Consider the following 23,203-nt stretch of genomic DNA (forward strand, 5'->3'; position numbering starts at 1 on the left):
AGTAGAACGCACTCCCTGGAGAATTGAGATTGGCGTCACTACCCGCCCTTGACCGCACCCGCCGTGAGACCGGCGACGATCTGCCGCTGGGCGAACACCGTCAGCAGCAGCACCGGGAGGGTGACGATCAGCGCCGCGGCCGCCAGCGGGCCCCAGCTCAGCTGGTCGAACGAGATCATGTTGTAGACGGCGACCGGCAGGGTGCGGGTCTCGCGCCCGGCCAGCACGATGCCGAAGACAAAATTGTTCCAGGAGAAGATCACCGCGAGGATGAAGGCGACCGCGATGCCGGGCTTGGCGATCGGCAGCGCGACGTGGCGGAACACCTGCCAGCGGCCTGCACCGTCGATGAGGGCGGCTTCCTCCAGCTCCAGCGGCGTCGTCTCGAAATAGCCGATCATGATCCAGATCACGATCGGTACCGTCACCACGAGATGAATGATGATCTGCGGCACCAGCGTGCCGAGCAGTCCCAGCCACTGGAACAGCAGGAACAGCGGGATGAGGTAGGACAGGCCGGGCGTGATGCGGGCGATCAGGATCACGATCGCGGATTTATGCGCGGCCATGCGGGCGATGCCGTAGCCGGCGGGGACGCCGACGATCAGCGCGAGCGCCGTCGCGCTCCCGGTCACGATCAAGCTGTTGAAGAAATACGTCACGAAGCGGTTGGAGGCGACCACGTCGGCATAGTTCTTCCATGCGAAATGCTCGGGGATGAAGACCGGCGGGTAGGCGGCGTTGTCGACCTCGAATTTGAGCGAGAGCGACAGCATCCAGAGGAAAAACAGGATCGCCGGGGACACGATGACGAGCACCGCGAACCACAGGCTGATCTTGCCGATGATTTGCTTCGGGGTCATGCGTCGCTCGCGATCTCAGTCCACAGCATGCGCTGGCGGGCATAGAGCATCACCGCCGCAAGCAGGACAATCAACAGGAAGAACACGACCGCGATCGCCGAGCCGTAGCCGAGGTCGTAATAGGTGAAGGCGACGCTATAGAGATAGATGTTGATCGTCTCCGACGCCGAGCCTGGTCCGCCCTGCGTGATCGCGAAGATGATGTCGAAGCTCTTCACCGCGTCGATCATGCGGATCATGCCGGCGATGAACAGGAAAGGCATGATCAGCGGCAGGGTGATGAAGCGGAACACCTGCCACATATTCGCGCCGTCGATCTGCGCGCTCTCATAGGGCTCGGTCGGGATCGCGGCGAGGCCGCCAAGCACGATCAGCATGACGAGCGGGGTCCATTGCCAGGTTTCGACCAGCACCAGCGAAGGGATCACCGTTCCCGGGTGAAACACCCAGAGCTGCGGAGGGATTCCGACCAGCGACAGCAAATAGTTCAGCACGCCGAGCTGCGGATGGAACATCATGGTCCAGACCAGTGCGATTGCCACCGGTGTCGCCATCATCGGCATGATGAAGATGCCGCGCAGGAAACCGCGGCCGGCGAATTTCTGGTGAAACACCACGGCCGAGAACGTGCCGAACACGAGCGGCAGCAGCATGGACAGCACGGTGTAGACCAGCGTATGTCCGATCGCCTCGATGAAGCGGGGATCGCTGGTCAGCCGTAGATAGTTGGAGAACCCGACGAAGGTGGTCGACGAGCCGACCTTCCACTCGTTCAGGCTCATCCAGATGGTAAAGACCCACGGGAAGATGATGATGGCGAGAACGACGACCAGCGCCGGCACCACGAACGGCCAGTACGACGGCGGCCGCAATTCCTTCTCCGGCGCGGCATCAAGCTGTGCCGCGTCCGGAGTCGATTGTGTCAACGCACTCACGCCTTTTCGCTACGCTCCAGGATCGGCCGGTACTGATCGTTGGCCTTCTTCAATTCAGTCGCGGGATCGGCACCCGACAGGGTCGCCGTCAGCGCCGCGCCGACGATGTCGCGGAATTCAGCGACCGGGATCACGACGGGCAGGCCGAGCTTGCTGATCTTGCCGGAATCGATCACCGACTGCAGCCATTCCTTCGGCATCTTGACGCCACTCTGGACCTCTGCATCGTTCAGGATCGAATTGCGGAACGGTACGCCGCCACCAGCCTGCAACAGCCGCGCGCCTTGTTTCTTCGAAACGATCCACTGGCAGAGCAGATAGGCGGCTTCCTTGTTCTTGCTCGCCGCGGCAATGCCGATGCCGTCGCCATAGGTGGCCGAATATTGGCCTTTCGGTCCGGCGGGCACCACGGTGTAGCCGACCTTGCCGACGACGCGCGAGGCGGCCGGATCTTCCAGCGGCGGCGCCCAGCCGACCCCGTCGATCCACATCGCCGAACGTCCTTGCGTGAACGAAGCCATCGACTCCATCCAGTTGAAGCCGGCGACGCCGGGCGGGGCGACTTTCGTCAGCAGCGTCTGATAGAGCTTGGTCGCCGCGATTGCTTCAGGACCGTCCGTCAGGATATTGCCCTTCGCATCGAGGAATTCGCCGCCATAGTTGAGGAAGAAGTTGGTCCACAACGTCATGTTGGCGTTGCGCAAGCCGCGACCGACGAAGCCGAAGGTGCCTTCCTTGGGGTCTGTGAGCTTCTCCGCGGCCGCGACCATCTCGTCGAGGGTCTTGGGCACGGCAACGCCCTTCTTCTGGAAGAGCTCCTTGTTGTAGTAGAGGATGAAATAGTCGACCGACCAGGGCAGCGACAGCATCTGGCCCTTGTCGTTCTTGGCGTATTGCAGGCCCGCGGCCGAGAAATCGCTCTCGACAAGGTCGGGCGCGGTCAGCGTCGGATCCTTCATGAAGGGCGTCATGTCGGCAAGCCAGCCGGCTTTTTCGAACTGCCGCTTCTGCACGTGATAGCTGATATGAACCACGTCGAAGCTCGGCCGGCCCGAGGTGAGCTCGATGACGCATTTCTGGCGCTGCTGCTGCTCGGGAATCTGCTCGGACTCGACCTGGATACCGGTGAGCTCGGTGAATTCCTTGACGTATTTTTGCAAGTTATCGCCGCGCGGTCCCTTGGCGAGGATCACCTCCAGCTTGGTCCCGGCATATTTCTTCCAGTTCACCTCAGCGCGCGCCGGCAATCCCGTCAGGCTGAGCGCGCCAGCTGCGGCAGTGCCGGTCAAAAGCGTACGGCGCGAGATTTTGTGGTCAGCCACTTTAATTCCTCCCTGTGACTCAATTTGGGGGGATACTAGCGACCGTTCCACGCCTGCCTAGCCCTAATTTGGGCGTTACGGTCGCACCGCCGGCGTTTCCATCGGCATTCCGCGGGCCCGCGACATCAGATAGAGCTCGAGCGCGACCAGCTCGGGCGCGCCATACTCGTAGGCCTGGGCGCGGACGCCGGTCATGCAGCTGCGCAGGCGCCGCTCCAGCGATCCCAGCGTCTGCCATTCCAGCCGATAGAGCGGATATCCGGTCGGCTGCGCTTGCGTGATCGGCGAGCCGGCGAGGCGCTTCTCAAAGTTGTCGTCATGGCAATTGGTGCAGGCCAGGTTGAGTTGCCCCTCGCGTTGCATGAAGAGAGTGCGGCCCTGTTCAACGAAAGGCTTTAGTTGTGGGTCATCGCCCGCGGTGATCGCAATGCCGCGCGACTGGTGGGCAACGAAGGCGGACAGCGCCAGGATGTCGCGGCTCTCGTAAGGCAGCGGGTTCGCCTGCTGATGATTGGCGCGGCAGAGGTTGATGCGCTGGTCGAGCGTGACGGGGCGTGCGAGGGTCTTGTCAAAGGCAGGGTAGCGTGCCGCGACGCCCTTCATGCTGCTCTTGGCATCGCCATGGCAGTCCGCGCACGCCTTGTTCGCGCTGCCGGTCTTCTTTGTCCACAGCGCCTCGCCGTCGAGCACGAACAGCATGCCCGGATTGGAGGTATCGTCATCCTGCATGGCGCGGGTGTCAGGGCCCATGAAGGAATAGCCGGAGCGGCGCGCATCGGGCGGGATTTCGCCGGCGAGCAGGGCTGGGGCCGTGGCGACAAGTGCCGCCAGCACTATCGCGCGCCACAAATTCATTCGACCGTGATCGATGCCGACGCGGTGGACGAATAGCCGTTGTCGCCGATCCATTCGAACTCGAACTCGCCGCTCTCCTTGGCGACCGTGAAGAAGGACAAATACGGATTGGCGGCGATGGCCGGAAACAGATCGGCGCGAAAGATCTCGGCGCCGTTGTAGCGGCAGGTGAAGCTCGTGATGATGTCGCGCGGCACCAGCGCGCCGTCCATGGTGTGGCGAAAGCCGGTTTCCATGATGTGCGAAGTCAGCGTGCGAATCTCGATGATGTCGCCGCGCTTGGCCTTTGCGGGAACATTGATGAGGGCGGCCATCAGTTCACCTCCTCAGTGCATGCGGCCAGCGTCACGACAATATCCGCCGAGACCTGCCAGAAGCTGTCGTCGGAGAGGCGGGCGATCGCGACGACCTTCTGGGTGTCGGCGAGCCGGATCCGCGTCGAAATCTGGGCGCGACCCGAAGACGGGTTCAGATAGAAATTACCGATGTTCGGCTGCGGGTTCTTCTCGTTGAAGACGTGGATGCTCTTGACGTAGTCGTCCGCCGTCATCGGGCTCGCGACGGTCACCGTCATCGGCACGGTGTTGCCGTTCTCGACCAGCGGCGGAATGTCGAGCTTGACCTTGCCGGTGCGAATTGGCGCTTCGCCGACGACGTTGCGGATCGCGGTGTTGAGCATCGCCGGCGTTGCTTCGACCGGCCGCAGCGTGACGATCGGAAGCGCGCCGACGGCCGTGACGCCGCCGGCAAGGCTCAGGAAATGTCGTCGCGTCGTTGGCATAAACAATCCTAGTCCCGAAGCGTTGCAAGAAAGGCCACGATGTCCTCGATCTCCGCAGCCGACAATATCGGTTTGCCCGCGAAATTGCGTCCGACGCGGACGAGGCCATCCGCACGATAATAGGAGGGCATGATGGTGTCAGGGTTGAAGCGCGTGGCGTCAACCATCCGAAGCCGCAGCTGGCTCGCCGTCCAGCGCTTCCCGGCACCGGTGAGATCCGGCGCGAGGTCGCCCTGGAACAGCGTTTCCGGGAAGGGGCCGGAATGGCAGAGGATGCAGGTCGTCGTCCGCGCCAGCACCAGTGCGCGCCCGCGCGCGGGATCGCCGGGCGTGCCCGTCAGCGAATTCGCGATGCCGTCGCCGGTGATCTCATAGGGTGCCAGTCCCTCGGCGCGCGCGCCGGAGACCAACACGAGACTGGCGATCAGTGCAGCGATGTAGACCCTCGATCTAGCCAAAGGTGTCCGCCGTGATGGTTTGAAACCAGCGCTCCGCCTCGGCCGCCTCGCGAGCGCGCAGTTCGCGCGGCGCATCGACCGGACTTGTCGCACCGCCCTCGACCTCCGCGAAGATGTCGCCCCTCGGCTGATAGTTGCCGGCGAGCGAGAAGCCGTAACCGGGCGCGACCGTATTGTAGCAGACGCCGGTCAGCCGTGGCGCTTCCGGCGTGCGCCCGGCGAGCAGATTGACGACGGCCGCAGCGCAGGCCTTGCCTTGTGCACTCGCGGCCGATGCCGATTTGGGAATGCCGCCGCCGAGGCAGGCGTCGCCGATGACGTGGACGTTGTTGACGAGCTTCGACTCGAAGGTGACGGGATCGATCGGGCACCAACCGGTGGCGTCGGTTGCGCCCGCAATCTCGGCAATGTGGCCGGCGCGCTGCGGCGGGATGACGTTGGCGACATCGGGCGTGTAGTTGCCGAACTCGGTGACGATGGTTTTGGTCGCGGGATCGACCGAGGTCACGCGGCCGCCTTGCGACAGGCCGATGCGTTCGATCATGTCGCCGTAGAGTTCCTTCCACGCCTTCTCGAACAGCCGCTGCTGCGAGAAATTGTCCTTGGCATCGAGGATCAGCACTTTGGAGCGCGGCTTCCTGGTCTTCAAATAATGCGCGATCAGGCTGGCGCGCTCGTAAGGAGCCGGCGGGCACCGCGAGGGATTGGGAGGAATCGCGATGGCGACCGTACCGCCGTCATCCATCGCCTCCAGCTGCCTGCGCAGCAACAGCGTCTGCGCGCCGGCCTTCCAGGCGTGCGGCATCTTTTCCGATGCGGCCTCGTCATAGCCGGGCAGGGCTTCGAAGCGGAAGTCGATGCCGGGCGAGAGCACGAGGCGGTCATAGGGCAGGGCGACGCCATCGGCCGTCAGCACGCTACGCAGCTGCGGTTCGATGGTGGTCACGGCCTGGCCGATCACGGTGACGCCCTCGGCAGCCAGCTTGTCGTAGTCGAACTGCTGCGCGTCGATGTCGCGCAGGCCCGCGATCACCTCGTTGCTGAAGGGGCAGGTGGTGAAGACCGCATTGGGTTCGATCAGGATGACTTGCAAGTCCGCTTGCGCGCGCTTGAGCGCGCGGGCGCAGGCCGCTCCGCCGAAGCCGCCGCCGACCACGACGATGCGGCTTGTCGATTGCGCGCGCAGGACTGACGGCCGCGCCAATGTCGCGGTCGCGGCGGTGATGCCGAGCACGGCAGTTCGCCGTGTCATCGGTCGCGTTGTCATGCGGATCATCCAGGCAAATGCCGCGGCGGCCGTCATGGCCGCCGCGGCGTCTCTTACGCGAAGCTGATGTTCTGGTCGCGCAGCGGCACCGAGCGGATGCGCTTGCCGGTCGCCGCGAAGTAAGCGTTGAGCACCGCCGGCGCCGCAACGCCGATGGTCGGCTCACCGACGCCGCCCCAGAATCCGCCGCTCGGCACCATCACCGATTCCACCTTCGGCATCTCGTTGATGCGCATCGAATTGAACGTGTCGAAGTTGGTTTGCTCGATGCGGCCGTCCTTGACGGTGCAGCCGCCGTAGAACAGCGCCGAGAGGCCATAGACGAAGGAGCCCGCGATCTGCCGCTCCACCTGCGCCGGATTGACGACGTAGCCGGGATCGGTGGAGGCGACGATGCGAAGCACCTTGATCTTGCTGCCATCGGTCACCGAGATTTCGGCGGCGCCGGCGACATAGCTGCCATACCCCATCACCTGCGCAATGCCGCGATAGACGCCTTGCGGCGCCGGCGTGGTCCAGCCGATCTTCTCGGCGACGGCATTGAGCACCGCCAGATGCTTGGGGTTCTTGCCCATCAGCTTGCGGCGGAATTCGAGCGGGTCCTGGCCTGCGGCATGGGCGAGCTCGTCCATGAAGCATTCCATGTAGATCGCGTTGTGATTGACGTTCACGCCGCGCCAGAAGCCGGGTGGAACGTGCGGGTTGCGCATCGAATGCTCGATCAGGAGGTTTGGCACCGAGTAGCCCATCGCGGCCTCGCCGGATTGGGCGACGCCCTGGAACGCAGCCGGATCCATGCCGTTCTGCAGTGCTTCGGGGCGCACCGAGAACAGGATCGATTGCCCGGACAGGCGGTAGTGCAGAGCGATGAGATTGTTGTCGGCATCGAATGCGCCGGTCAATTTGCACTGGGTGATCGGGTGATATTTCCCGTGCGTCATGTCCTCTTCGCGCGACCACAGCAGCTTGATCGGCGTGCCCGGCATCTGCTTGGCGATCGCGACGGCCTGGCGGACATAGTCCGTCATGCCGCGCCGGCCGAAGCCGCCGCCGAGCATCACCTTGTGCACGTCGCACTTCTCCGCGGGCAGGCCGGAGGCCTCCAGCACTGCCGCGAACGCCGCCTCGCCATTCTGCGTCCCGCACCAGACCTCGCATTTGTCCGCGGTGTAGAGCGCGGTGGCGTTCATCGGCTCCATCGTGGCGTGGTTCTGGTAGGGATAGTTGTAGACGGCCTCGACCTTTTTCGCGGCGCCGGCAATTGCCGCCTTCGCGTCACCGTTCTTGTTGCCGACATAGGCCGGCTGTGAATCGTCGAGGCCCTCGGCCAGCCACTTCGCAATCGTCTCGCTCGAGACCTTGGCGTTGTCGCCTTCGTCCCAGACGATCGGCAGGGCTTCCAGCGCGGTCTTGGCGTGCCACCAGGTGTCGGCAACGACCGCGACCGCGGAATCGCCGACCTTGACGACCTTCTTGACGCCTTTCATGCCGGCGACCTTGGCCTCGTCATAGCTCTTCACCTTGCCGCCGAACACGGGGCAATCCTTGATCGCGGCGTTCAGCATGCCCGGTAGCTTGATGTCGATGCCGTACACCATCGTGCCGGTGGTCTTGTCGGCGGTGTCGAGCCGCAGCAGGCCCTTGCCCGCGATGGTCCAGTCCTTGGGATCCTTGAGCTTGACCTCCGCCGGCGGCGTCAGCTTCGCCGCGGCCTCGGCAACCTTGCCGTAGGTCGTGGTCTTGCCCGATGCCTTGTGTGTGATGACGCCCTTGTCGACGGTGCATTCGGACGCCGGCACCTTCCACTCGTCGGCGGCGGCCTGGATCAGCATTACGCGCGCGGTGGCGCCGCCCTTGCGGACGTAGTCCTGCGAGGTGCGGATGCCGCGGCTGCCGCCGGTCGAGAAATCGCCCCAGACGCGCTTGCGGGCGACGCTCTGGCCGGGGGTCGGATACTCGGTCGTGACCTTCGACCAGTCGCATTCGAGCTCCTCGGCGACGAGCTGGGCGAGGCCGGTGAGCGAGCCCTGGCCCATCTCGGAGCGGGCGATGCGGATCACCACGGTGTCGTCGGGCCTGATCACGACCCAGGCATTGACTTCGGGCGAGCCGTCTGCCGCGCGGACCACGGCGGGGCCGCCGAAGGGGATATCGAAGCCGATGGCCAGGCCTGTGCCGACAGCGGCGGTGCCGATGACGAAGGCGCGGCGGTTCATCTTGGGCGAAACGTGCTTGTTCATGTGCCGGCTCCTTTAGGCGCTTGCGATCGTGTGGATCGCTTCGCGCACCTGCTGGAAGGTGCCGCAGCGGCAGATGTTGGTGATGGCCTCGTCGATATCGGCGTCGGTCGGCTTGGGCTTCTCGCTCAGCAGCGCCGCGACGGCCATGATCATGCCGCTCTGGCAATAACCGCATTGCGGAACGTCCTTGGCAATCCAGGCCTGCTGCACCTTGTGCAGCGTGCCGCCCGAGGCGAGGCCCTCGATCGTGGTGATCTTCTTGCCCTCGGCCTCGGCGACCGAGATCCCGCAGGAGCGGGTCGCGACCCCGTCCATGTGAACGGTGCAGGCGCCGCATTGTGCAATGCCGCAGCCATATTTGGTGCCGGTCAGGCCGGCATTTTCGCGGATCGCCCACAGCAGCGGGGTGTCCGGCTCGACGTCGAGCGTGAAGGTTTTTCCGTTGATTGTTAGGTTTGCCATCGCAAGTCCCCTGATTGGCCCATCCACCGATGGACTCAGGGGCGCAATGTGTCCGGCAAATTGGAACCTTTCAAATCAATAGTCCGAGGGGCAGCTATCGAAGATTCTCGCATCTGCGGGAAGATTATGGACCAGGCGGTGTTGTGCGCGTCTTGAGAAGGGCGGCCCGGCGCCCAAATCGCGCCATCTCCCTGAACGCCAGTGGCATGGTCTGAGGCGACGTCGGAACTGAAGTGTGAGCGACAGTTTGTCCCTTTTGCCGGGGTGCAAGGCGGAGCCGCTTTGGTACACTGGAGCAAAGCGAAAGGGGTTCCATGAACGCGCCGCGCCCTTGCAACGTGCTGATGCTCTACCCGCTGTTTACGGCGGAGTCGTTCTGGAGTTTTGGTGAGTCCTGCAAGCTGATGGGCGTCCGGCGGCCGGCCGCTCCGCTCGGCCTGATCACCGTCGCGGCGATGTTGCCGGAGAGCTGGACGGTGCGGCTGATCGACTGCAACACGCAAGCTCTCGGCGACGATGATCTCGCCTGGTCCGATGTGGTCTTCACCGGCGGTATGCTGCCGCAGCAGGCCGATACGCTGCGACTGATCGATAAGTGCCGTGCTGCGGGCAAGCCGGTGGTGGTCGGCGGACCCGATCCGACGTCGAGCCCGCACATCTACGCAAATGCAGACTTTCAGGTGCTCGGCGAGGCCGAGGGCGTGATCGACGAGTTCATCGCGGCCTGGGAGAGCGGCGCGCGCGCCGGTGTCTTCACCGCACCGAAATTCCAGGCCGATGTCACCAAGACGCCGGTGCCGCGCTTCGACCTGCTCAAATTCGAAGACTATCTTTATCTCGGTGTGCAGTATTCGCGCGGCTGTCCATTTACCTGCGAATTCTGTGACATCATCGAGCTCTACGGCCGCGTGCCGCGGACCAAGACGACCGAGCAGATGTTCGTCGAGCTCGAGCGGCTCTACCAGATGGGCTATCGCGGCCATCTCGATTTTGTCGACGACAATTTCATCGGCAACAAGAAATCGCTGCGCCAATTCCTGCCCCAGCTCGCCGAATGGCAGCGCGCGCACGGCTACCCGTTCGAGCTGTCGACGGAAGCCTCGGTCAATCTCGCCGACGATCCCGAACTTTTGGCGCTGATGGGGGCTGCGAATTTCTTTGGCATCTTCGTCGGCATCGAAAGTCCGGATCCCGCGACCCTGGTCGCGATGCGGAAGAAGCAGAACACGCGGCGCAACATCGCCGAGAGCATCCACAAGATCTACGGCGCCGGCATGCTCGTCACTGCCGGCTTCATCGTCGGCTTCGACAGCGAGAAGGTCTCGATGGCGGAGGCCATGATCGATTTCATCGAGGAGGCCGCGATTCCCGTCGCGATGGTCGGTCTGCTCTATGCTTTGCCGAACACGCAGCTCACGCGCCGGCTCGCGAAGGAGGGCCGGTTGCACGCGGACCATGATCTGGCGTCCACGACGGGCGGCGATCAGTGCACCGGCGGCATCAATTTCGATCCGGTGCGCCCGTTGCGCGACATCCTGATGGACTACAAGACGGTGCTGGAGCGCGTCTACAGCCCGGCCGCCTATGCGGGTCGTGTCGACAAGCTGATGACGCTGCTCGACCGGTCGAGACAGCGCCACGAGCTCGCCGAAGGAGATATCCGTTCGCGGGTCGGCGCGATGGAGACCGTGCATCGCGTGGTATCCGCCATTCCGGACGGGCGCCCGCTCTGGCAGACCTTCATGAACTGCGCCAAGCGCGACACCTCCTCGGCGCGCATCGCGGTGCAGATGATCGCGGCCTATGCGCATCTCGGGCCGTTTTCGCGCAAGGTCATCGATGCCATCGACGCGCGCCTCGCGGCACTGGATGAGCAAGTGCCGGTTCCGGTCGTCGCCGACGCTGCGACCGTGGCGCGAAATCTGGCCTGACATCCCGCCAAATTCAGGATTGCGAGTGTGAGCCCCTCGCTTGACAGCACAACAACCTGGGGGCGATCGTCGTCGGATTAACACCGGGGCGTCATCGATTGCGGCGACTCGGCGAATTTCCAAGCCTATCGGTCATCGAGACCGTCATTGCGACGAGAACGGCTTTAGCGGAGTGGGGCATGTCCAGGAAGGTGATCGGCTGGTCGATCGCGGCGATCGTCGCGGTCATTCTGCTCTTGAATTATCTTCCTTCGTTCGTTGCCGACTCCCTCTACAAGAATGTCGACGACATTACCGACGGGGAGATGCCCGCCACCGTCACCTCCTTCGAATCCGGGCCGGAGGTCGTCAGCACGATCGGCGGCAGCGGCGAGGGACTGAATTGCAGCCTGCCCGCGCTGACCAACATCTTCTTCGACGGAAGCAGGGACGACAAGGGCAGACGCCACCTCGTCCTGCAGCGCTTCCGCCAGGCCTGCGTCTTTCACGATCTCTGCTATCGGCACGGCCTCGCCACCTACGGCTATAACCAGAACGATTGCGATCGCATCCTGCAAAATGCGGCATTCCGGCTGTGCACCTATATCCGCAACGGCAGCGGGACCGGCAGTGCGACGCGCTGCCAGACCGATTCGAAGATGGTCCTCGCCGGCGTCAGCATGGGCGGGTACAACGCCTTTCGCAGCTGGGATCGATCGACCTATTTCGAGTTCGAATCCGACCCGTTCCGCTCGGACGGTTTTCAGGCCAGCCGCGCGGTGGATCACCCGTTCAAGGCCGTCGATCCCGCCAAATATCGCAACGAACCCGATCAGGTCATCTTGTCCTTCGAGAACGTGCGATCCGATATCGCCGTCACCTGCATGACTTGCGGAAAACTGCCCGTGTTCGAGTACACGCAGGATCCGAACGAGGTCGACGCCGAGCTGCGTTCGGTCGGCGTGACCAGGCTCCCGGAGGCACTGCTCAAGCGCGAGCCGATGCTGTCGGAAACCGTTCCGATCTGGCTGCCGCCGCGCCGCCATCATGCGGCACCGCATTTGCTGGTCGATGCTGCGGGCAAGGATCATCTGATCTGGATGAGCCGGAACAATCCGCAGGACACCATGTCCTGCATCGTTGGTGGCGACGCCGCGCGGCTGCTGACCAATACGCTGCCGCGGCGGGATCTGTGCTCGAAGGATTCCGGCTCGTCGCTGAGCATGGTGGAGGTCGACATGTTCGCGACGTCTCCGCTGCCGATGGAAATTCCAGGCGCGCCGGAGCCGATCTATGCGACGGCCATCAGTCCGCAGAAGACGACCAGCCACGATCTCAGCTTCTGCTCGCGTTCGGCATCCCGCGCGGTCGAACAATCCGGCAATGACGATCGCTCCAGATGCATCAACTTCACCGGAGAGGCCGTCAGCAAGGGCGCAGCACTTGGCGCATTCCAGAATTTTCCGGTCGTTCGCCGCGGACAGCAGATCGTCTTCGCGCGGGACGTCGACCAGCGGACGAGTTCGTCGCTGACGGCGCTCTGGCAGCGCGTCTTCGGCGATACCTATTCACCGGGTGGCACGCTGCTCGTGATCGACGTCGCGCCGCCGGCCACGCCCAAGGCGGCCGCGTCGGCCACGCTGAAGAAGATCGTCCGCTTCAACATCGACGATCGCTTCGATCCGATGATGCCGATCACCCGCAAGGTCGACGATCTGCGTTTCCTGAGCCTGGAGGCATCGAAGCAGCGCGCTCACCTCCGCATGATCGATTTCGTCAAGGACAATCCCGCGGTCGGCAATGTCAGGCTGACGATGGGCGACGCTGACGTGGAGCTGGATCGTTCCTGGGCCGCAAGACCCCCGATGGTGCTGGAGACCAGGGATGCTCGGCCCACGACCAAGCTGGTGTTTTCGCGCGGTGACATCGCGATCGATCCCGACAAGCCCGTCTCGCCGGATGCGACGACGGAAACATTGACATTGCAGACCCTGGTGTTCGAGCGCGATGCCGCTGCGCCTTCGGATGCGCCGTTTGTGAAATCGGCCGGTGCGGCTTGCAGGATCACCTATGAGTTCGCGCCCGGTCATACCGACTGGCCATGCTATCGCGCCTTCGATCCGGATCGTTCGATGCGGGCCTCGCCGGCTGCGCGGATGCAGGCGTCGCAGATGCTGGTCGGGCATTTCTCGAAAGGCGCCGGACACGGCATTGCGTTTCCCGACGCCTGCCTGAAGTCGGAGCCGATCATCCTGGCGCCGCAGGGGGCTGCGTTCACGCCCGTGAGCGACACCGCGGGTTGGGACGGTGCGTGGAAGCTGAGACGGACGGTCAAATGCGACCCGCTCGATGCGGTAGCCATCGTCAGCCGACCGATTGCGCAGACGGCGCAATAGACTACTTCACCGCCAGCCGCAGGAAGCTCATCACGCTGCCGAGCGCGGCAAAGCCTGCACCTAGCGCCAGTGCGACGGTGGCGCCGTTGTGGCCGGCGAGCGCAAAGCACGCCGCGGCAAGCGCCGCGCCGGTGGTCTGTCCGGTCAGGCGCGCGGTCGCGACGATGCCGGAGGCGCTGCCGCCACGGTGCGGCGGCGCGCTTCCCATGATCGCCTTCATGTTCGGCGCCTGGAAGAAGCCGAAGCCCATGCCGCAGATCATGATCCGCCAGACGATATCGGGAATACTCGGGCTTGCCGGCAGCAGGGCCAGCAGTGCCATGCCGAGGCCGAGCAGGACCAGGCCGATGCCGCCCAACAGACCGACCGGATGACGATCGGAGAGGCGGCCGGCGATCGGCGCCATGATGCCGACCACCAGCGGCCACGGCGTCATGAAGAAGCCGGTCTCGACCTGCGAGCGACCGAGTACGTCCTCGAAATAGAACGGCAGCGAGACGAAAGCGAGGCCTTGCACGGCGAAGGAGCATACCGCGGTCGCCGCCGACAGCGCGAACATCGGCCGGCTGAACAGGTCGATCGGCAGCATTGGCGCCGGATGGTCGGCGTGACGCCGCGTCAGGATGAAGCCGAGCGCGAGCGCCATGACCAGCTCGATGCCCACGATCACAGGCGACAGATTATGCGCGGCGCTGCCGATGCCGGTGATGAACAGGCCGAGGCAGACGGCCGCGAGGAGCGCGCCGAGGAAATCAAAGCCGTGATCGGCCCGCGGCGTCTTCGGCAGCATCGCAAAGCCGATGCCGGTGGCGACGAGCCCGAACGGGATATTGACGGCGAACAGCCACGGCCATGGGCCGACCGCGAGGATGGCGGACGCGATCGAGGGCCCGAAGGTGAAGGCGGTGGCGACCACCAGCGCGTTGTGGCCGAAGCCGCGGCCCTGCATCCGGCCGGGATAGACGAAGCGCACCAGCGCCGTGTTGACGCTCATGATGCCGCTGGCACCCAAGCCCTGCAGCGTGCGCGCGAACAGCAAGCTGTCCAGCGACCAGGCGACCGCGCAGAACAGCGAGGCGACGGTGAACAGCACGAGGCCGCCGAGATAGATGCGCTGGTGCCCGACGATCTCGCCAAGCGCCCCTAACGGCAGCAACGTCGCCACCAGTGCGATCTGGTAGACATTGACCACCCAGACCGACTGCTCAGGGCTGACATGCAGATCGGCGGCAATGGCAGGCAACGCGATGTTGGCGATCGCGGTGTCGAGCGAGGCCATCGCCAGCGCGGTGAAGATCGCGGCGATCGCCCAGCGCCGCTGCTCGGCCGGCAGGCCATCGGCTTTGGGGTGTTCGGGCTCGCGCGCAGCGGCAGGTAACGTGATTGTCATTGCCTCTGCGCTTTGCTCCGGCGGCCTGGCTTCGATGATCTCCGGCATGTACTACGCTTGAGGCCGCTTCCACAGGCATATGCTTGCATGCATTGTATGCGCGAAGGTCAGGCGATGAGCCTGCGCCCTGGCGTATGATCGCGCCAGCTGCCGCTCTCGGAAGGGGATCACCATGCAAATCGTCGTTCTGCCGGGGGACGGCATCGGACCTGAGATCACGGCCGCGACAACGGGCGTGCTGCGCGCGGCGTCCGAGCGCTTCCAGCTCAATCTGCGGCTGGAGGAACATGCGGTCGGCCACGCGAGCCTCAAGCAGTTCGGCACCACCGTGCGGCCCGAGCTGCTCGACACCGTGCGCGCCGCCGACGGCCTGATCCTGGGACCGACCGCGACCTTCGACTTCAAGGACGAGGCGCATGGCGAGATCAATCCATCGCGTCACTTCCGCAAGAGCCTCGACCTCTACGCCAACATCAGGCCCGCCCGCACCTATGCGGGGCGGCCCGGTCGCCTCGGCGATTTCGATCTCGTCGTCGTCCGCGAGAACACCGAAGGGTTTTACGCCGACCGCAACATGGAGCAGGGCAATGGCGAGCTGCTGGTCACGCCCGATGTCGCAATCTCGCTGCGCCGGATCACGCGGCTGTGCTGCGAGCGCATCGCGCACGCCGCCTGCCGTCTCGCGATGAAACGACGAAAACATCTCACCATCGTGCACAAGGCCAATGTGCTCAAGATCGGCGATGGCATGTTTCTCGATATCTGCCGCGAGGCGGCGAAGGCGTACCCGGGCCTCGCGGTCGACGACATCCTGGTCGACGCGATGATGGCGCATGTGGTGCGCAACCCCGATCGTTTCGACGTGATCGTCGCCACCAACATGTTCGGCGATATCCTCTCGGATCTCACCGCGGAGCTCTCGGGCAGCCTCGGCCTCGGCGGCTCGCTCAATGTCGGCGATCGCTACGCCATGGCGCAGGCCGCACACGGCTCGGCGCCCGACATTGCAGGGCAGGACGTCGCCAACCCCATTTCACTGATCCTCTCGACCGCGCTGCTGCTCGGCTGGCACGGCGAGAGAAACGGCGCGGTCCGCTACGAGGAGGCCGCGCGTGCGATCGAGACGGCGGTGGCGAAAGCGCTTCGTGAGGGCAGGGCGACGCGCGATGTCGGCGGCAGGCTCGGCACCATCGCGGCGGGTGCTGCGATCGCCGAGATTCTGCAGGCGGAGTGAATTTTTTCTGCTTTTTCTTTCGGGCCCGGACCAAACGGCCCGAAAACAACCCCATGCACAGTAGAAGGCCCCTTGTTCGACAAGGCATTTCTCAGCTGACCTCGTCGCGACCTCCGGCGCGTCCGAAAAGTTGACACGTCGGGCAAAACACCGGCACGATGTCATCCTGGTGGTGATCCGGCTAAGCGAGAGACAAACGCAAGGAGGGTCGGACCATGCAGTTTGCAAAGCCCTTGTTCGCCGCTTTTGCTCTGGTCCTGCTTGCGCCACCGGCGCATGCCGAGCTTGACGTCGCGAGCCTGAAGCAATCGATCGAGGCTTCGTTCGAACGCGATTATCCAAAGCTCGATGCGCTCTACAAGGACATCCACGCCCATCCCGAACTCGCTTTCCAGGAGGAGAAGACCGCCGCAAAGCTCGCGAGCGAGATGCGCGCGGCCGGCTTCGAGGTGACGGAGAAGGTCGGCAGGACCGGGCTGGTCGCGCTCTACAGGAACGGCGACGGTCCGACCATCATGGTCCGCACCGAGCTTGATGCGCTCCCGATGGAGGAGAAGACCGGCCTGCCTTATGCAAGCCACGACAAGACCAATTGGCAGGGGCGCGAAACCTTCGTCGCCCATAGCTGCGGCCACGACATCCACATGGCGAGCTGGATCGGGACGGCGAAGACGCTGGTCGGACTGAAGGACCGATGGAAGGGAACGCTGATGTTCGTCGCCCAGCCCGGCGAGGAAGTGGGCGCCGGTGCGATGGCGATGCTGAGCGACGGCCTGTTCGTTCGCTTTCCCAAGCCGGATGCCGCCTTTGCGCTGCATGACCAGCCGTTTCCGTACGGTTATGTCAGGTACCGCGTCGGGGCGGGTTCTTCCAGTGCCGACGATCTCTTCATCAGGTTCAAAGGCCGCGGCGGTCACGGCGCGGTGCCACAGGCAACCATCGATCCCGTGATGATGGCGTCGCGCTTTGTGGTCGACGTGCAGAGCGTCATCAGCCGCGAAAAGGACCCCACCGAAACCGGCGTCATCTCGATCGGCTCGTTCCATGCCGGCACCTCGAGCAATATCATTCCCGACGAGGCGGTCCTGCGCGGCACCATCAGGACCTTCAAGCCGGAGGTGCGCGCCAGGATGCGCGATGGAATCGAACGGACCGCCAGGGCTGTTGCCGCCATGGCGAACGCGCCGGCACCTGACATCGTCATCACCGAGGGCATCAAGGCGGTCATCAATGATCCCGCGCTGGTCGCGACTGCCGAGAAGGCGCTGAAGCCGGCGTTTGGCGAGAAGCTGAGCCTGTCGCCGGCGAACACCACCAGTGAGGATTTCTCCGAGTTCGGTGACTCCGGCGTGCCGTTGATGATGTTCAATATCGGCGTGTACGAGGAGGATGCGTGGGCGGCGGCCAACAAGAGCGGGACGCCGCTTGCCGGCAATCATTCCCCGCTGTTCGCGCCGGTGCCGAAGCCGACCATCCAGACCGGCGTCACCGCGATGACGCTCGCCGTGCTCAGCGCGTTCGACCAGAGGGCCGGGGCGCCGTAACGACACGCCGTTGCTTCTCCAAGTCCAGGCAGCTGCTGTTTGGCCTCAATAAGCACGCAGCAATTGCTCGGAGCCGGGCATCGCTTTTCTGTTAGCTGCTCCTGCCGCTCTGCGCTTCCAAGTTGATGTATTTCTGCAACGCCACCGGCGAAAACGATCCGGTATTCCGCATATCGCGCTGATATTGGCGAGCCTCAACCGAATGGTTGAGGCCGTGTTGCGGTCCGCTCGATATCCTTTTCCCTTGAACTCTCGCGCCGCTGTGGCCGGGAGAATTCGGCACGACCGCCGATCTCCGATAGCATGTTGATGTTGCCGCAATGAGCTTTGCGACCAGGGGTAATGCCGGCACCAGTTTCCGGCGGCGGCTTTTCGGCGCGACGGCGCTGGTCGGTGCGGCCACTATGATGGTCACCGGCGAGGCCACGGCGCAAACCTGGCAGGTCAATGCAGGCAATTGGGGGACGGCGGCAAACTGGTCGCCGGCCACGGTGCCGAACGGGATCGACGCGACGGCGACTTTCATTGCGACGCAGGCGGCGTCTTCCTACAATGTGAGCCTCACCGGGGGACCGTTCACGGTCGGCACGCTCAATTTGAATGCCACAATTGCTGGCAGCGGCTATGTCTTTGGCGGCGGCACGCTCAATCTGCAGACGAGCGCGGGCACGGCCGCGATCAATGTTCAGACCAGCAACCCTGTTGCGGACTTTCAGGGCGCCACCCTGTTCCTGAACACGAACACGGTCATCACGACGGAATCATCGGCGGCCACTCTTGGGTTCGATGCGGCTTCGGTCATCACGGGCACGGGATCGTTGACGATCGCGGGCTCCGGCACGGTCAGGATCCAGAGCGCAAATACGTATACCGGCGGCACGATCATCAATGGTGGAACGCTCGTGCTCTCCGGGGCGGGGAATCTCGGCGCCACGGCAAATAGCCTGACCGTCAATGGCGGAACGCTCGATCTCGGCGGCAGCACGCAAACCCAAAACGGTGGTGTCACCCAAGCCGGTGGTACGATTCAGAACGGCCTGCTGACGACCACGATTTATCAGATGACAGGGGGCACGCTGGCCTCATCGGCGACGGTCAATGCCTCGACCGTGCTGGACATGCAGGCGGGAACGGTGAGCGGCGTGCTCACCGGCACTGCGGTCCTCGTCAAGACGACGGGCGGCACCGTCACGCTGGCCGGCTCCAATCTTTATACCGGCGGAACGACGGTCGATGCGGGATCGCTCGTCATCTCTGCCGGCGGAACGCTTGGCACCGCGGCCAACAGCGTTGCTGTGAATGGCGGCACGCTCGATCTCGGAACCACCACGCAAACCCAGAACGGGGGCGTCACGCAGGCCGGCGGTACGATCCAGAACGGCGGATTGATCACGGCGACGTACCAGATGAGTGGTGGCACGCTGGCCTCGTCGGCGACGATCAATGCGACCGCCTTCGACGTCCGCGCCGGTGTGATCAACGGCGTGCTTTCCGGTGCTGGCGATCTGACGAAAACGACAAATGGCACGGTGGTTCTCGGCGGGGCCAACACCTACACCGGAGCGACCATCGTCAACGGCGGCACGCTGGAAGTCGATGGTTCGATCGGCTCGACGTTGGTGACGTTGAACGCGGGGGGAACGCTGTCGGGCGTCGGCAGCGTCGGCTCGGGAGGAACGACCACGATTGCGAGCGGCGGCACGTTGGCGCCCGGCAACGCGGCCAATCCGACCGGCACCCTCGCGATCTCCGGCAATCTCGCCCTCGCCTCCGGTGCGATGTATTTCGTCCAGATCAACGGCCCGGCCGCATCTTCGACCAGCGTGACGGGGACCGCGACGCTTGGCGGTGCGACCGTGGATGCCGTGTTTCGCTCCGGCTCCGTCGCAAGGCAATACCGGATCCTGAGTGCAGGCGGCTTGTCCGGCACGTTCGCGCCGACCGTCGTCACCAACATGTCCAGCCTTCGGACGTCGCTGAGCTACGACGCCGGGAATGTCTACCTCAACATCGCGCTGAACTTTTCAGCGGGTGGGGCCCTGAACATCAATCAGCAGAATGTCGCCAACAGCCTGACCGGTGCATTCGCAAGCAATGGCAGCCTTCCGGTCAGCCTTGCGCAGCTCTCGCCGACCGGATTGACGCAAGCCTCCGGCGAGCTCGCGACGCGATCGCAGCAGACGACGTTCGATGCCATGGACATGTTCCTTGGCCTGTTGACCGATCCGTTCATGGGACGCCGCGATTCGTCGGCGGCGAGTGCATCGGCCACTGGCTTTGCCGAAGGAAGCGAGCAGTCCGCAAGCTATGCCGCGACCAGGCGATCCGACGTATTCGCGATGTTCGCGAAGGCGCCGCCTCGCCCGTTCGAACAACGGTGGAGCGTTTGGGGCGCGGGCTTCGGCGGTTCGCAGACCACCAGCGGAAATGTTGTGACCGGATCGAATGATGCTGCCAGCCGTATTTTCGCGAGTGCGGTCGGTGCTGACTATCTGTTCTCTCCGGACACGATCGCGGGCTTCGCGCTCGCCGGCGGCGGTACCAATTTCAGCGTGACGGGGTCCGGCTATGGCCGTTCCGATCTGTTCCAGGCCGGCGCTTACGTTCGCCACACCAGCGGCGCGGCTTATGTCTCTGCCGCACTTGCCTATGGTTGGCAGGACGTGACGACCGACCGCACGGTGACGGCGGCCGGGCTCGATCGCCTGCATGCGGAGTTCAAGGCAAACGCCTATTCCGGCCGGCTCGAAGGTGGCTATCGATGGGTCTCGTCCTGGATGAGCGGCCTCGGCGTGACGCCCTATGCCGCCGCGCAATTCACGACCTTTGATCTTCCGGCCTACGCCGAAACGGTCACTGTCGGCGCTGGCGCGTTCGCACTTGCCTACGGCGCAAAGAGCGTCACCGATCCGCGCAGCGAGCTCGGCGTGCGGTTCGACAAGTCGCTGGCCATGCCGGACGGCGTAGTGACACTGCGAAGCCGCGTCGCCTGGGCGCATGATTTCAATCCGGATCGCGCGATTGGGGCCACCTTCCTGGCGGTACCGGGCGCCAGCTTCGTCGTCAACGGCGCTGCGCAGGCACCGGATTCCGCGCTGGTTTCTGCGTCGGCCGAAAAGCGGTGGCTGAACGGCTGGTCACTGGCCGCGACCTTCGAGGGCGAATTTTCCAACGTCACAAGCAGCTATGGCGGCAAGGGCGTGGTCCGCTATGCATGGTAGATCGACCGTGTCTTAGGGGTGTTTTCGGGGATTGATGAGGGATTGCCGGCAGGCAGATGTCTACTTCTCAAATTGAGAGCGCGAGCCCACGTCTCACGTGAGCTCGCGCCCCAGTCCAATCTCGTTCGATACCGCTCAGTAGTCCCAGAACACCGGCACCCAGCGGAAGGCGTCGCCGGCGACTGCGACGTGTCCGACGGACGGGAACGGCATGTGCGTGGCGACCAGCAGCTCGCCGCTCTTTGCGATCTCGCGCAGGAGACGGACACGAACGCGCGCGGCTTCTTCGGGATCGTGCTCAAAGCCATTGTGCCACTCGGGCTGGTCGAACCCGACGGCGAACACGGCGTCGCCGGCAAATGTCAGTGCTTCGTTGCCGGAGGCCACGCGGACCACGCTATGTCCGGGGGTGTGGCCGCCGGTGCGGCGAACGACGACACCCGGCGCGACCTCGTGCTGCTCGTCGAAGGGACGGATCTGGCTGCCGTACTCCTTGACGAACCGCTTGGCGGCGGCGCGAAGCGCATCCGGGAATCCCTGCGGCATGTTGGTGTGGGTGAAATCGGGCGCCTCCCAGAACTTGAGCTCGGCCGCCGCCACGTGGATGCGCAGGTCCTTGCGCAGCCGCTCCTTGACGCCGTCGACGAGCAGGCCGCCGACATGGTCCATGTGCATGTGGGTCAGCACCAGGTCGGTCACGGACGCCAGATCAATCCCGGCGGATTCCAATCGCTTGATCAACTGACCCGCCCGCGGCAGGTGCAGGTCCGGGTCGGAGCCCAGTCCGGCGTCGATGAGGATGGTCTTGTCGCCGCTTCGCACCATCACCGCGTTCAGCGCCCAGTCGAAAGCATCAGGCGGCAAGAACATGTCGTGCAGCCAGTTGGCCCGGACGGCGGGGTCGGCGTTGTGTGCCAGCATCGTGGTCGGAAGCGGCAGCACACCGTCGCTGACCACCAGCACGTCGATCTGGCCGATGCGCACCGCGTAGCGTGATGGGACGAGCTCTTCGGATTTCGATGCAATGGACGTGTTGTGCAGATTCATCTTGGTCTCCTGTTGAAGGTCGAGGGTGGTGGTTGCTCAGAGAGCGGTGACGCGCTCGGGATCGGCCGAGGCGAGCGCTGCGGCACGTTCGGCCTTGGGCGGGTAGATCCAGACCGTGTTGATTTCCTGCTTGGTCTTCTTGGCGACGTCGCCGACCATCTCGACCGTACGCTCCCAGCCGCGGGTGAACAGCGCGCCGGCTTCGCCGAGGTCGAGGCAGGTGACATAGGCCTTCTGGTGATAGGGCCGGGTCGAAACGCCGAGCAGTTCGGCGGCGGCGTTGTTGCCGGCGAAGGCACCCATCCGGGTCGCATGCTGACACGACATCAGCGCGTAATTGCCGTTGTCGTCACACGCGGCCCGCGCGGCATCGCCGGTGGCGAAGACGCCACCCACCGATGGCACGCGCAGATCGCGGTCGACCAGCAGCCGGCCGAACTGGTCGCGCTCGGCGGGGATCTGCGCCGTCAGCGGGGCCGCGCGGATGCCGGCGGCCCAGATCACGGTTTCGCATGCGATGTGCTCGCCGCTGGAGAGCGTGACGCCTGATTTGTCGAGCGAGGCGACGCCGACACCGAGCCTGGTCTCGACGCCGAGTTTGCGCAGGGCCTCCTCGATGATCGGGCGGGGGCCTGCGCCCATGTCGGGGGCGATTGCCTGGTTGCGGTCGACAATGACCACGCGCAACTCCGCGTCCTTGCCGAGAATTTTGCGCAGGCGCGACGGCACTTCGGTCGCGGCCTCGATGCCGGTGAAGCCGCCGCCGGCGACGACAACGGTGTTGCGCGCCTTCGAGGCCGGGCGGCTCGACAGGCTCTGCAGGTGACGATCGAGCGCGATGGCGTCGTCGAGCTGGTCAACGCTGAAGCCGTGCTCGGCAAGGCCGGGAACGTTCGGGCGGAACAGGCGGCTGCCGGTGGCGACGACCAGCCGGTCATAGGCCAGCTTCTTCCTGGCGCCTTCCGCGGCGGCGATCTCGACGACCTTGGACTTGGTATCGATCGCCTCGGCGCTGCCCTTGATATAGACGACGTCGATCGCCTTCAGCACATCCTGCAATGGTGCCGTCAGGGTTTCGGGCTTCGGTTCGTAGAGCCGCGGGCGGACGACCAGCGTCGGCTCGGGCGAAACGAGCGCGATCTCGAGCTTGTCGGGCGAAACGCCCTGGATGTCGCGCAGGCGGGCGGCTGAAAGGGCGGCATACATGCCGGCGAAGCCGGCACCGATGATGACGATACGCATGTGGGGGGTAACTCCTTGGTTGAGATGTTTGCGATG

Annotated in this window: 18 protein-coding genes; 5 read left to right on the forward strand and 13 right to left on the reverse strand. The window is 64.4% G+C overall.

What is annotated here, in order from left to right:
• Positions 1 to 38: 38 nt before the first annotated feature.
• The 10 genes from NLM31_RS13475 to NLM31_RS13520 all read right to left on the reverse strand — a co-directional run bounded on the left by NLM31_RS13475 (position 39) and on the right by NLM31_RS13520 (position 9,183).
• On the reverse strand, positions 39 to 863 hold the full coding sequence (locus tag NLM31_RS13475) for a carbohydrate ABC transporter permease (protein ID WP_254129836.1): 825 nt from the start codon (positions 861 to 863) through the stop codon (positions 39 to 41).
• Positions 860 to 1,798 carry a carbohydrate ABC transporter permease gene (locus NLM31_RS13480; RefSeq protein WP_254192533.1) on the reverse strand — a complete coding sequence of 313 codons (939 nt, stop codon included), beginning with the start codon at positions 1,796 to 1,798 and terminating at the stop codon, positions 860 to 862. The genes NLM31_RS13475 and NLM31_RS13480 overlap by 4 nt, the downstream gene beginning before the upstream one ends.
• On the reverse strand, positions 1,795 to 3,120 hold the full coding sequence (locus tag NLM31_RS13485; RefSeq protein ID WP_254129838.1) for an extracellular solute-binding protein: 1,326 nt from the start codon (positions 3,118 to 3,120) through the stop codon (positions 1,795 to 1,797). Before NLM31_RS13485 ends, NLM31_RS13480 begins: the two co-directional genes overlap by 4 nt.
• 75 nt (positions 3,121 to 3,195) lie before the next feature.
• A complete protein-coding gene (gene soxA, locus NLM31_RS13490; RefSeq protein WP_254192534.1) occupies positions 3,196 to 3,975 on the reverse strand; it encodes a sulfur oxidation c-type cytochrome SoxA in 780 nt (259 codons plus the stop codon).
• Positions 3,972 to 4,289 carry a thiosulfate oxidation carrier complex protein SoxZ gene (soxZ, locus tag NLM31_RS13495; RefSeq protein WP_254192535.1) on the reverse strand — a complete coding sequence of 106 codons (318 nt, stop codon included), beginning with the start codon at positions 4,287 to 4,289 and terminating at the stop codon, positions 3,972 to 3,974. Before soxZ ends, soxA begins: the two co-directional genes overlap by 4 nt.
• Positions 4,289 to 4,756, reverse strand: a complete 468-nt coding sequence (locus NLM31_RS13500; protein ID WP_254192536.1) for a SoxY-related AACIE arm protein — start codon at positions 4,754 to 4,756, stop codon at positions 4,289 to 4,291. Before NLM31_RS13500 ends, soxZ begins: the two co-directional genes overlap by 1 nt.
• Positions 4,757 to 4,764: 8 nt before the next feature.
• Complete coding sequence (gene soxX / locus NLM31_RS13505; protein WP_254192537.1) at positions 4,765 to 5,214, reverse strand: sulfur oxidation c-type cytochrome SoxX; 450 nt, start codon at positions 5,212 to 5,214, stop codon at positions 4,765 to 4,767.
• Positions 5,207 to 6,490, reverse strand: a complete 1,284-nt coding sequence (locus NLM31_RS13510; RefSeq protein WP_254196177.1) for an NAD(P)/FAD-dependent oxidoreductase — start codon at positions 6,488 to 6,490, stop codon at positions 5,207 to 5,209. Before NLM31_RS13510 ends, soxX begins: the two co-directional genes overlap by 8 nt.
• Before the next feature lie 44 nt (positions 6,491 to 6,534).
• Positions 6,535 to 8,721 carry a molybdopterin cofactor-binding domain-containing protein gene (locus tag NLM31_RS13515; protein WP_254192538.1) on the reverse strand — a complete coding sequence of 729 codons (2,187 nt, stop codon included), beginning with the start codon at positions 8,719 to 8,721 and terminating at the stop codon, positions 6,535 to 6,537.
• 12 nt (positions 8,722 to 8,733) lie between these two features.
• Complete coding sequence (locus tag NLM31_RS13520) at positions 8,734 to 9,183, reverse strand: (2Fe-2S)-binding protein (protein WP_254129843.1); 450 nt, start codon at positions 9,181 to 9,183, stop codon at positions 8,734 to 8,736.
• Between the two features lie 314 nt (positions 9,184 to 9,497).
• On the opposite strand from NLM31_RS13520, the gene NLM31_RS13525 reads away from it, so the two are divergent.
• Together NLM31_RS13525 and NLM31_RS13530 are read left to right on the forward strand one after the other, a co-directional pair.
• Positions 9,498 to 11,114 (forward strand): B12-binding domain-containing radical SAM protein, encoded by a 1,617-nt coding sequence (locus NLM31_RS13525; RefSeq protein ID WP_254192539.1) that lies wholly within the window; start codon positions 9,498 to 9,500, stop codon positions 11,112 to 11,114.
• A gap of 179 nt (positions 11,115 to 11,293) precedes the next feature.
• Positions 11,294 to 13,489 (forward strand): hypothetical protein, encoded by a 2,196-nt coding sequence (locus NLM31_RS13530; RefSeq protein WP_254192540.1) that lies wholly within the window; start codon positions 11,294 to 11,296, stop codon positions 13,487 to 13,489.
• Position 13,490: 1 nt separating this feature from the next.
• Here NLM31_RS13530 and NLM31_RS13535 read toward each other — a convergent pair whose 3' ends face one another.
• A complete protein-coding gene (locus NLM31_RS13535) occupies positions 13,491 to 14,879 on the reverse strand; it encodes an MFS transporter (protein ID WP_254192541.1) in 1,389 nt (462 codons plus the stop codon).
• A 172-nt stretch (positions 14,880 to 15,051) separates the two neighbouring features.
• Here NLM31_RS13535 and NLM31_RS13540 point away from each other — a divergent pair, with 172 nt between their 5' ends.
• From NLM31_RS13540 to NLM31_RS13550, 3 genes are all read left to right on the forward strand, one after another.
• The gene (locus NLM31_RS13540; RefSeq protein WP_254192542.1) at positions 15,052 to 16,113 is read left to right on the forward strand and encodes an isocitrate/isopropylmalate dehydrogenase family protein; all 1,062 of its coding nucleotides are present in this window, start codon (positions 15,052 to 15,054) and stop codon (positions 16,111 to 16,113) included.
• Between the two features lie 215 nt (positions 16,114 to 16,328).
• Positions 16,329 to 17,657 carry an amidohydrolase gene (locus NLM31_RS13545; protein WP_254192543.1) on the forward strand — a complete coding sequence of 443 codons (1,329 nt, stop codon included), beginning with the start codon at positions 16,329 to 16,331 and terminating at the stop codon, positions 17,655 to 17,657.
• A 320-nt stretch (positions 17,658 to 17,977) separates the two neighbouring features.
• The gene (locus NLM31_RS13550) at positions 17,978 to 20,878 is read left to right on the forward strand and encodes an autotransporter domain-containing protein (protein ID WP_254192544.1); all 2,901 of its coding nucleotides are present in this window, start codon (positions 17,978 to 17,980) and stop codon (positions 20,876 to 20,878) included.
• Positions 20,879 to 21,013: 135 nt separating this feature from the next.
• Here NLM31_RS13550 and NLM31_RS13555 read toward each other — a convergent pair whose 3' ends face one another.
• Both NLM31_RS13555 and NLM31_RS13560 read right to left on the reverse strand, forming a co-directional pair.
• Positions 21,014 to 21,925, reverse strand: coding sequence for an MBL fold metallo-hydrolase (locus tag NLM31_RS13555; RefSeq protein ID WP_254192545.1), 912 nt, complete (start codon positions 21,923 to 21,925; stop codon positions 21,014 to 21,016).
• Between the two features lie 36 nt (positions 21,926 to 21,961).
• Positions 21,962 to 23,167 (reverse strand): NAD(P)/FAD-dependent oxidoreductase, encoded by a 1,206-nt coding sequence (locus NLM31_RS13560; protein ID WP_254192546.1) that lies wholly within the window; start codon positions 23,165 to 23,167, stop codon positions 21,962 to 21,964.
• Between the last annotated feature and the right edge of the window lie 36 nt (positions 23,168 to 23,203).

The sequence above is a fragment of the Bradyrhizobium sp. CCGUVB4N genome, from assembly GCF_024199945.1.
Taxonomy (GTDB): domain Bacteria; phylum Pseudomonadota; class Alphaproteobacteria; order Rhizobiales; family Xanthobacteraceae; genus Bradyrhizobium.

Bases quoted from the DNA above. Each gene is read 5' to 3' on its own strand.
- NLM31_RS13550 (WP_254192544.1), top strand. From the start codon at position 17,978: ATGAGCTTTGCGACCAGGGGTAATGCCGGCACCAGTTTCCGGCGGCGG.
- soxZ (WP_254192535.1), bottom strand. From the start codon at position 4,289: ATGGCCGCCCTCATCAATGTTCCCGCAAAGGCCAAGCGCGGCGACATC.
- NLM31_RS13560 (WP_254192546.1), bottom strand. From the start codon at position 23,167: ATGCGTATCGTCATCATCGGTGCCGGCTTCGCCGGCATGTATGCCGCC.
- NLM31_RS13500 (WP_254192536.1), bottom strand. From the start codon at position 4,756: ATGCCAACGACGCGACGACATTTCCTGAGCCTTGCCGGCGGCGTCACG.
- NLM31_RS13510 (WP_254196177.1), bottom strand. From the start codon at position 6,490: ATGATCCGCATGACAACGCGACCGATGACACGGCGAACTGCCGTGCTC.
- NLM31_RS13520 (WP_254129843.1), bottom strand. From the start codon at position 9,183: ATGGCAAACCTAACAATCAACGGAAAAACCTTCACGCTCGACGTCGAG.
- NLM31_RS13525 (WP_254192539.1), top strand. From the start codon at position 9,498: ATGAACGCGCCGCGCCCTTGCAACGTGCTGATGCTCTACCCGCTGTTT.
- NLM31_RS13555 (WP_254192545.1), bottom strand. From the start codon at position 21,925: ATGAATCTGCACAACACGTCCATTGCATCGAAATCCGAAGAGCTCGTC.
- NLM31_RS13545 (WP_254192543.1), top strand. From the start codon at position 16,329: ATGCAGTTTGCAAAGCCCTTGTTCGCCGCTTTTGCTCTGGTCCTGCTT.
- NLM31_RS13540 (WP_254192542.1), top strand. From the start codon at position 15,052: ATGCAAATCGTCGTTCTGCCGGGGGACGGCATCGGACCTGAGATCACG.
- NLM31_RS13475 (WP_254129836.1), bottom strand. From the start codon at position 863: ATGACCCCGAAGCAAATCATCGGCAAGATCAGCCTGTGGTTCGCGGTG.
- NLM31_RS13530 (WP_254192540.1), top strand. From the start codon at position 11,294: ATGTCCAGGAAGGTGATCGGCTGGTCGATCGCGGCGATCGTCGCGGTC.
- NLM31_RS13535 (WP_254192541.1), bottom strand. From the start codon at position 14,879: ATGACAATCACGTTACCTGCCGCTGCGCGCGAGCCCGAACACCCCAAA.
- NLM31_RS13515 (WP_254192538.1), bottom strand. From the start codon at position 8,721: ATGAACAAGCACGTTTCGCCCAAGATGAACCGCCGCGCCTTCGTCATC.
- soxA (WP_254192534.1), bottom strand. From the start codon at position 3,975: ATGAATTTGTGGCGCGCGATAGTGCTGGCGGCACTTGTCGCCACGGCC.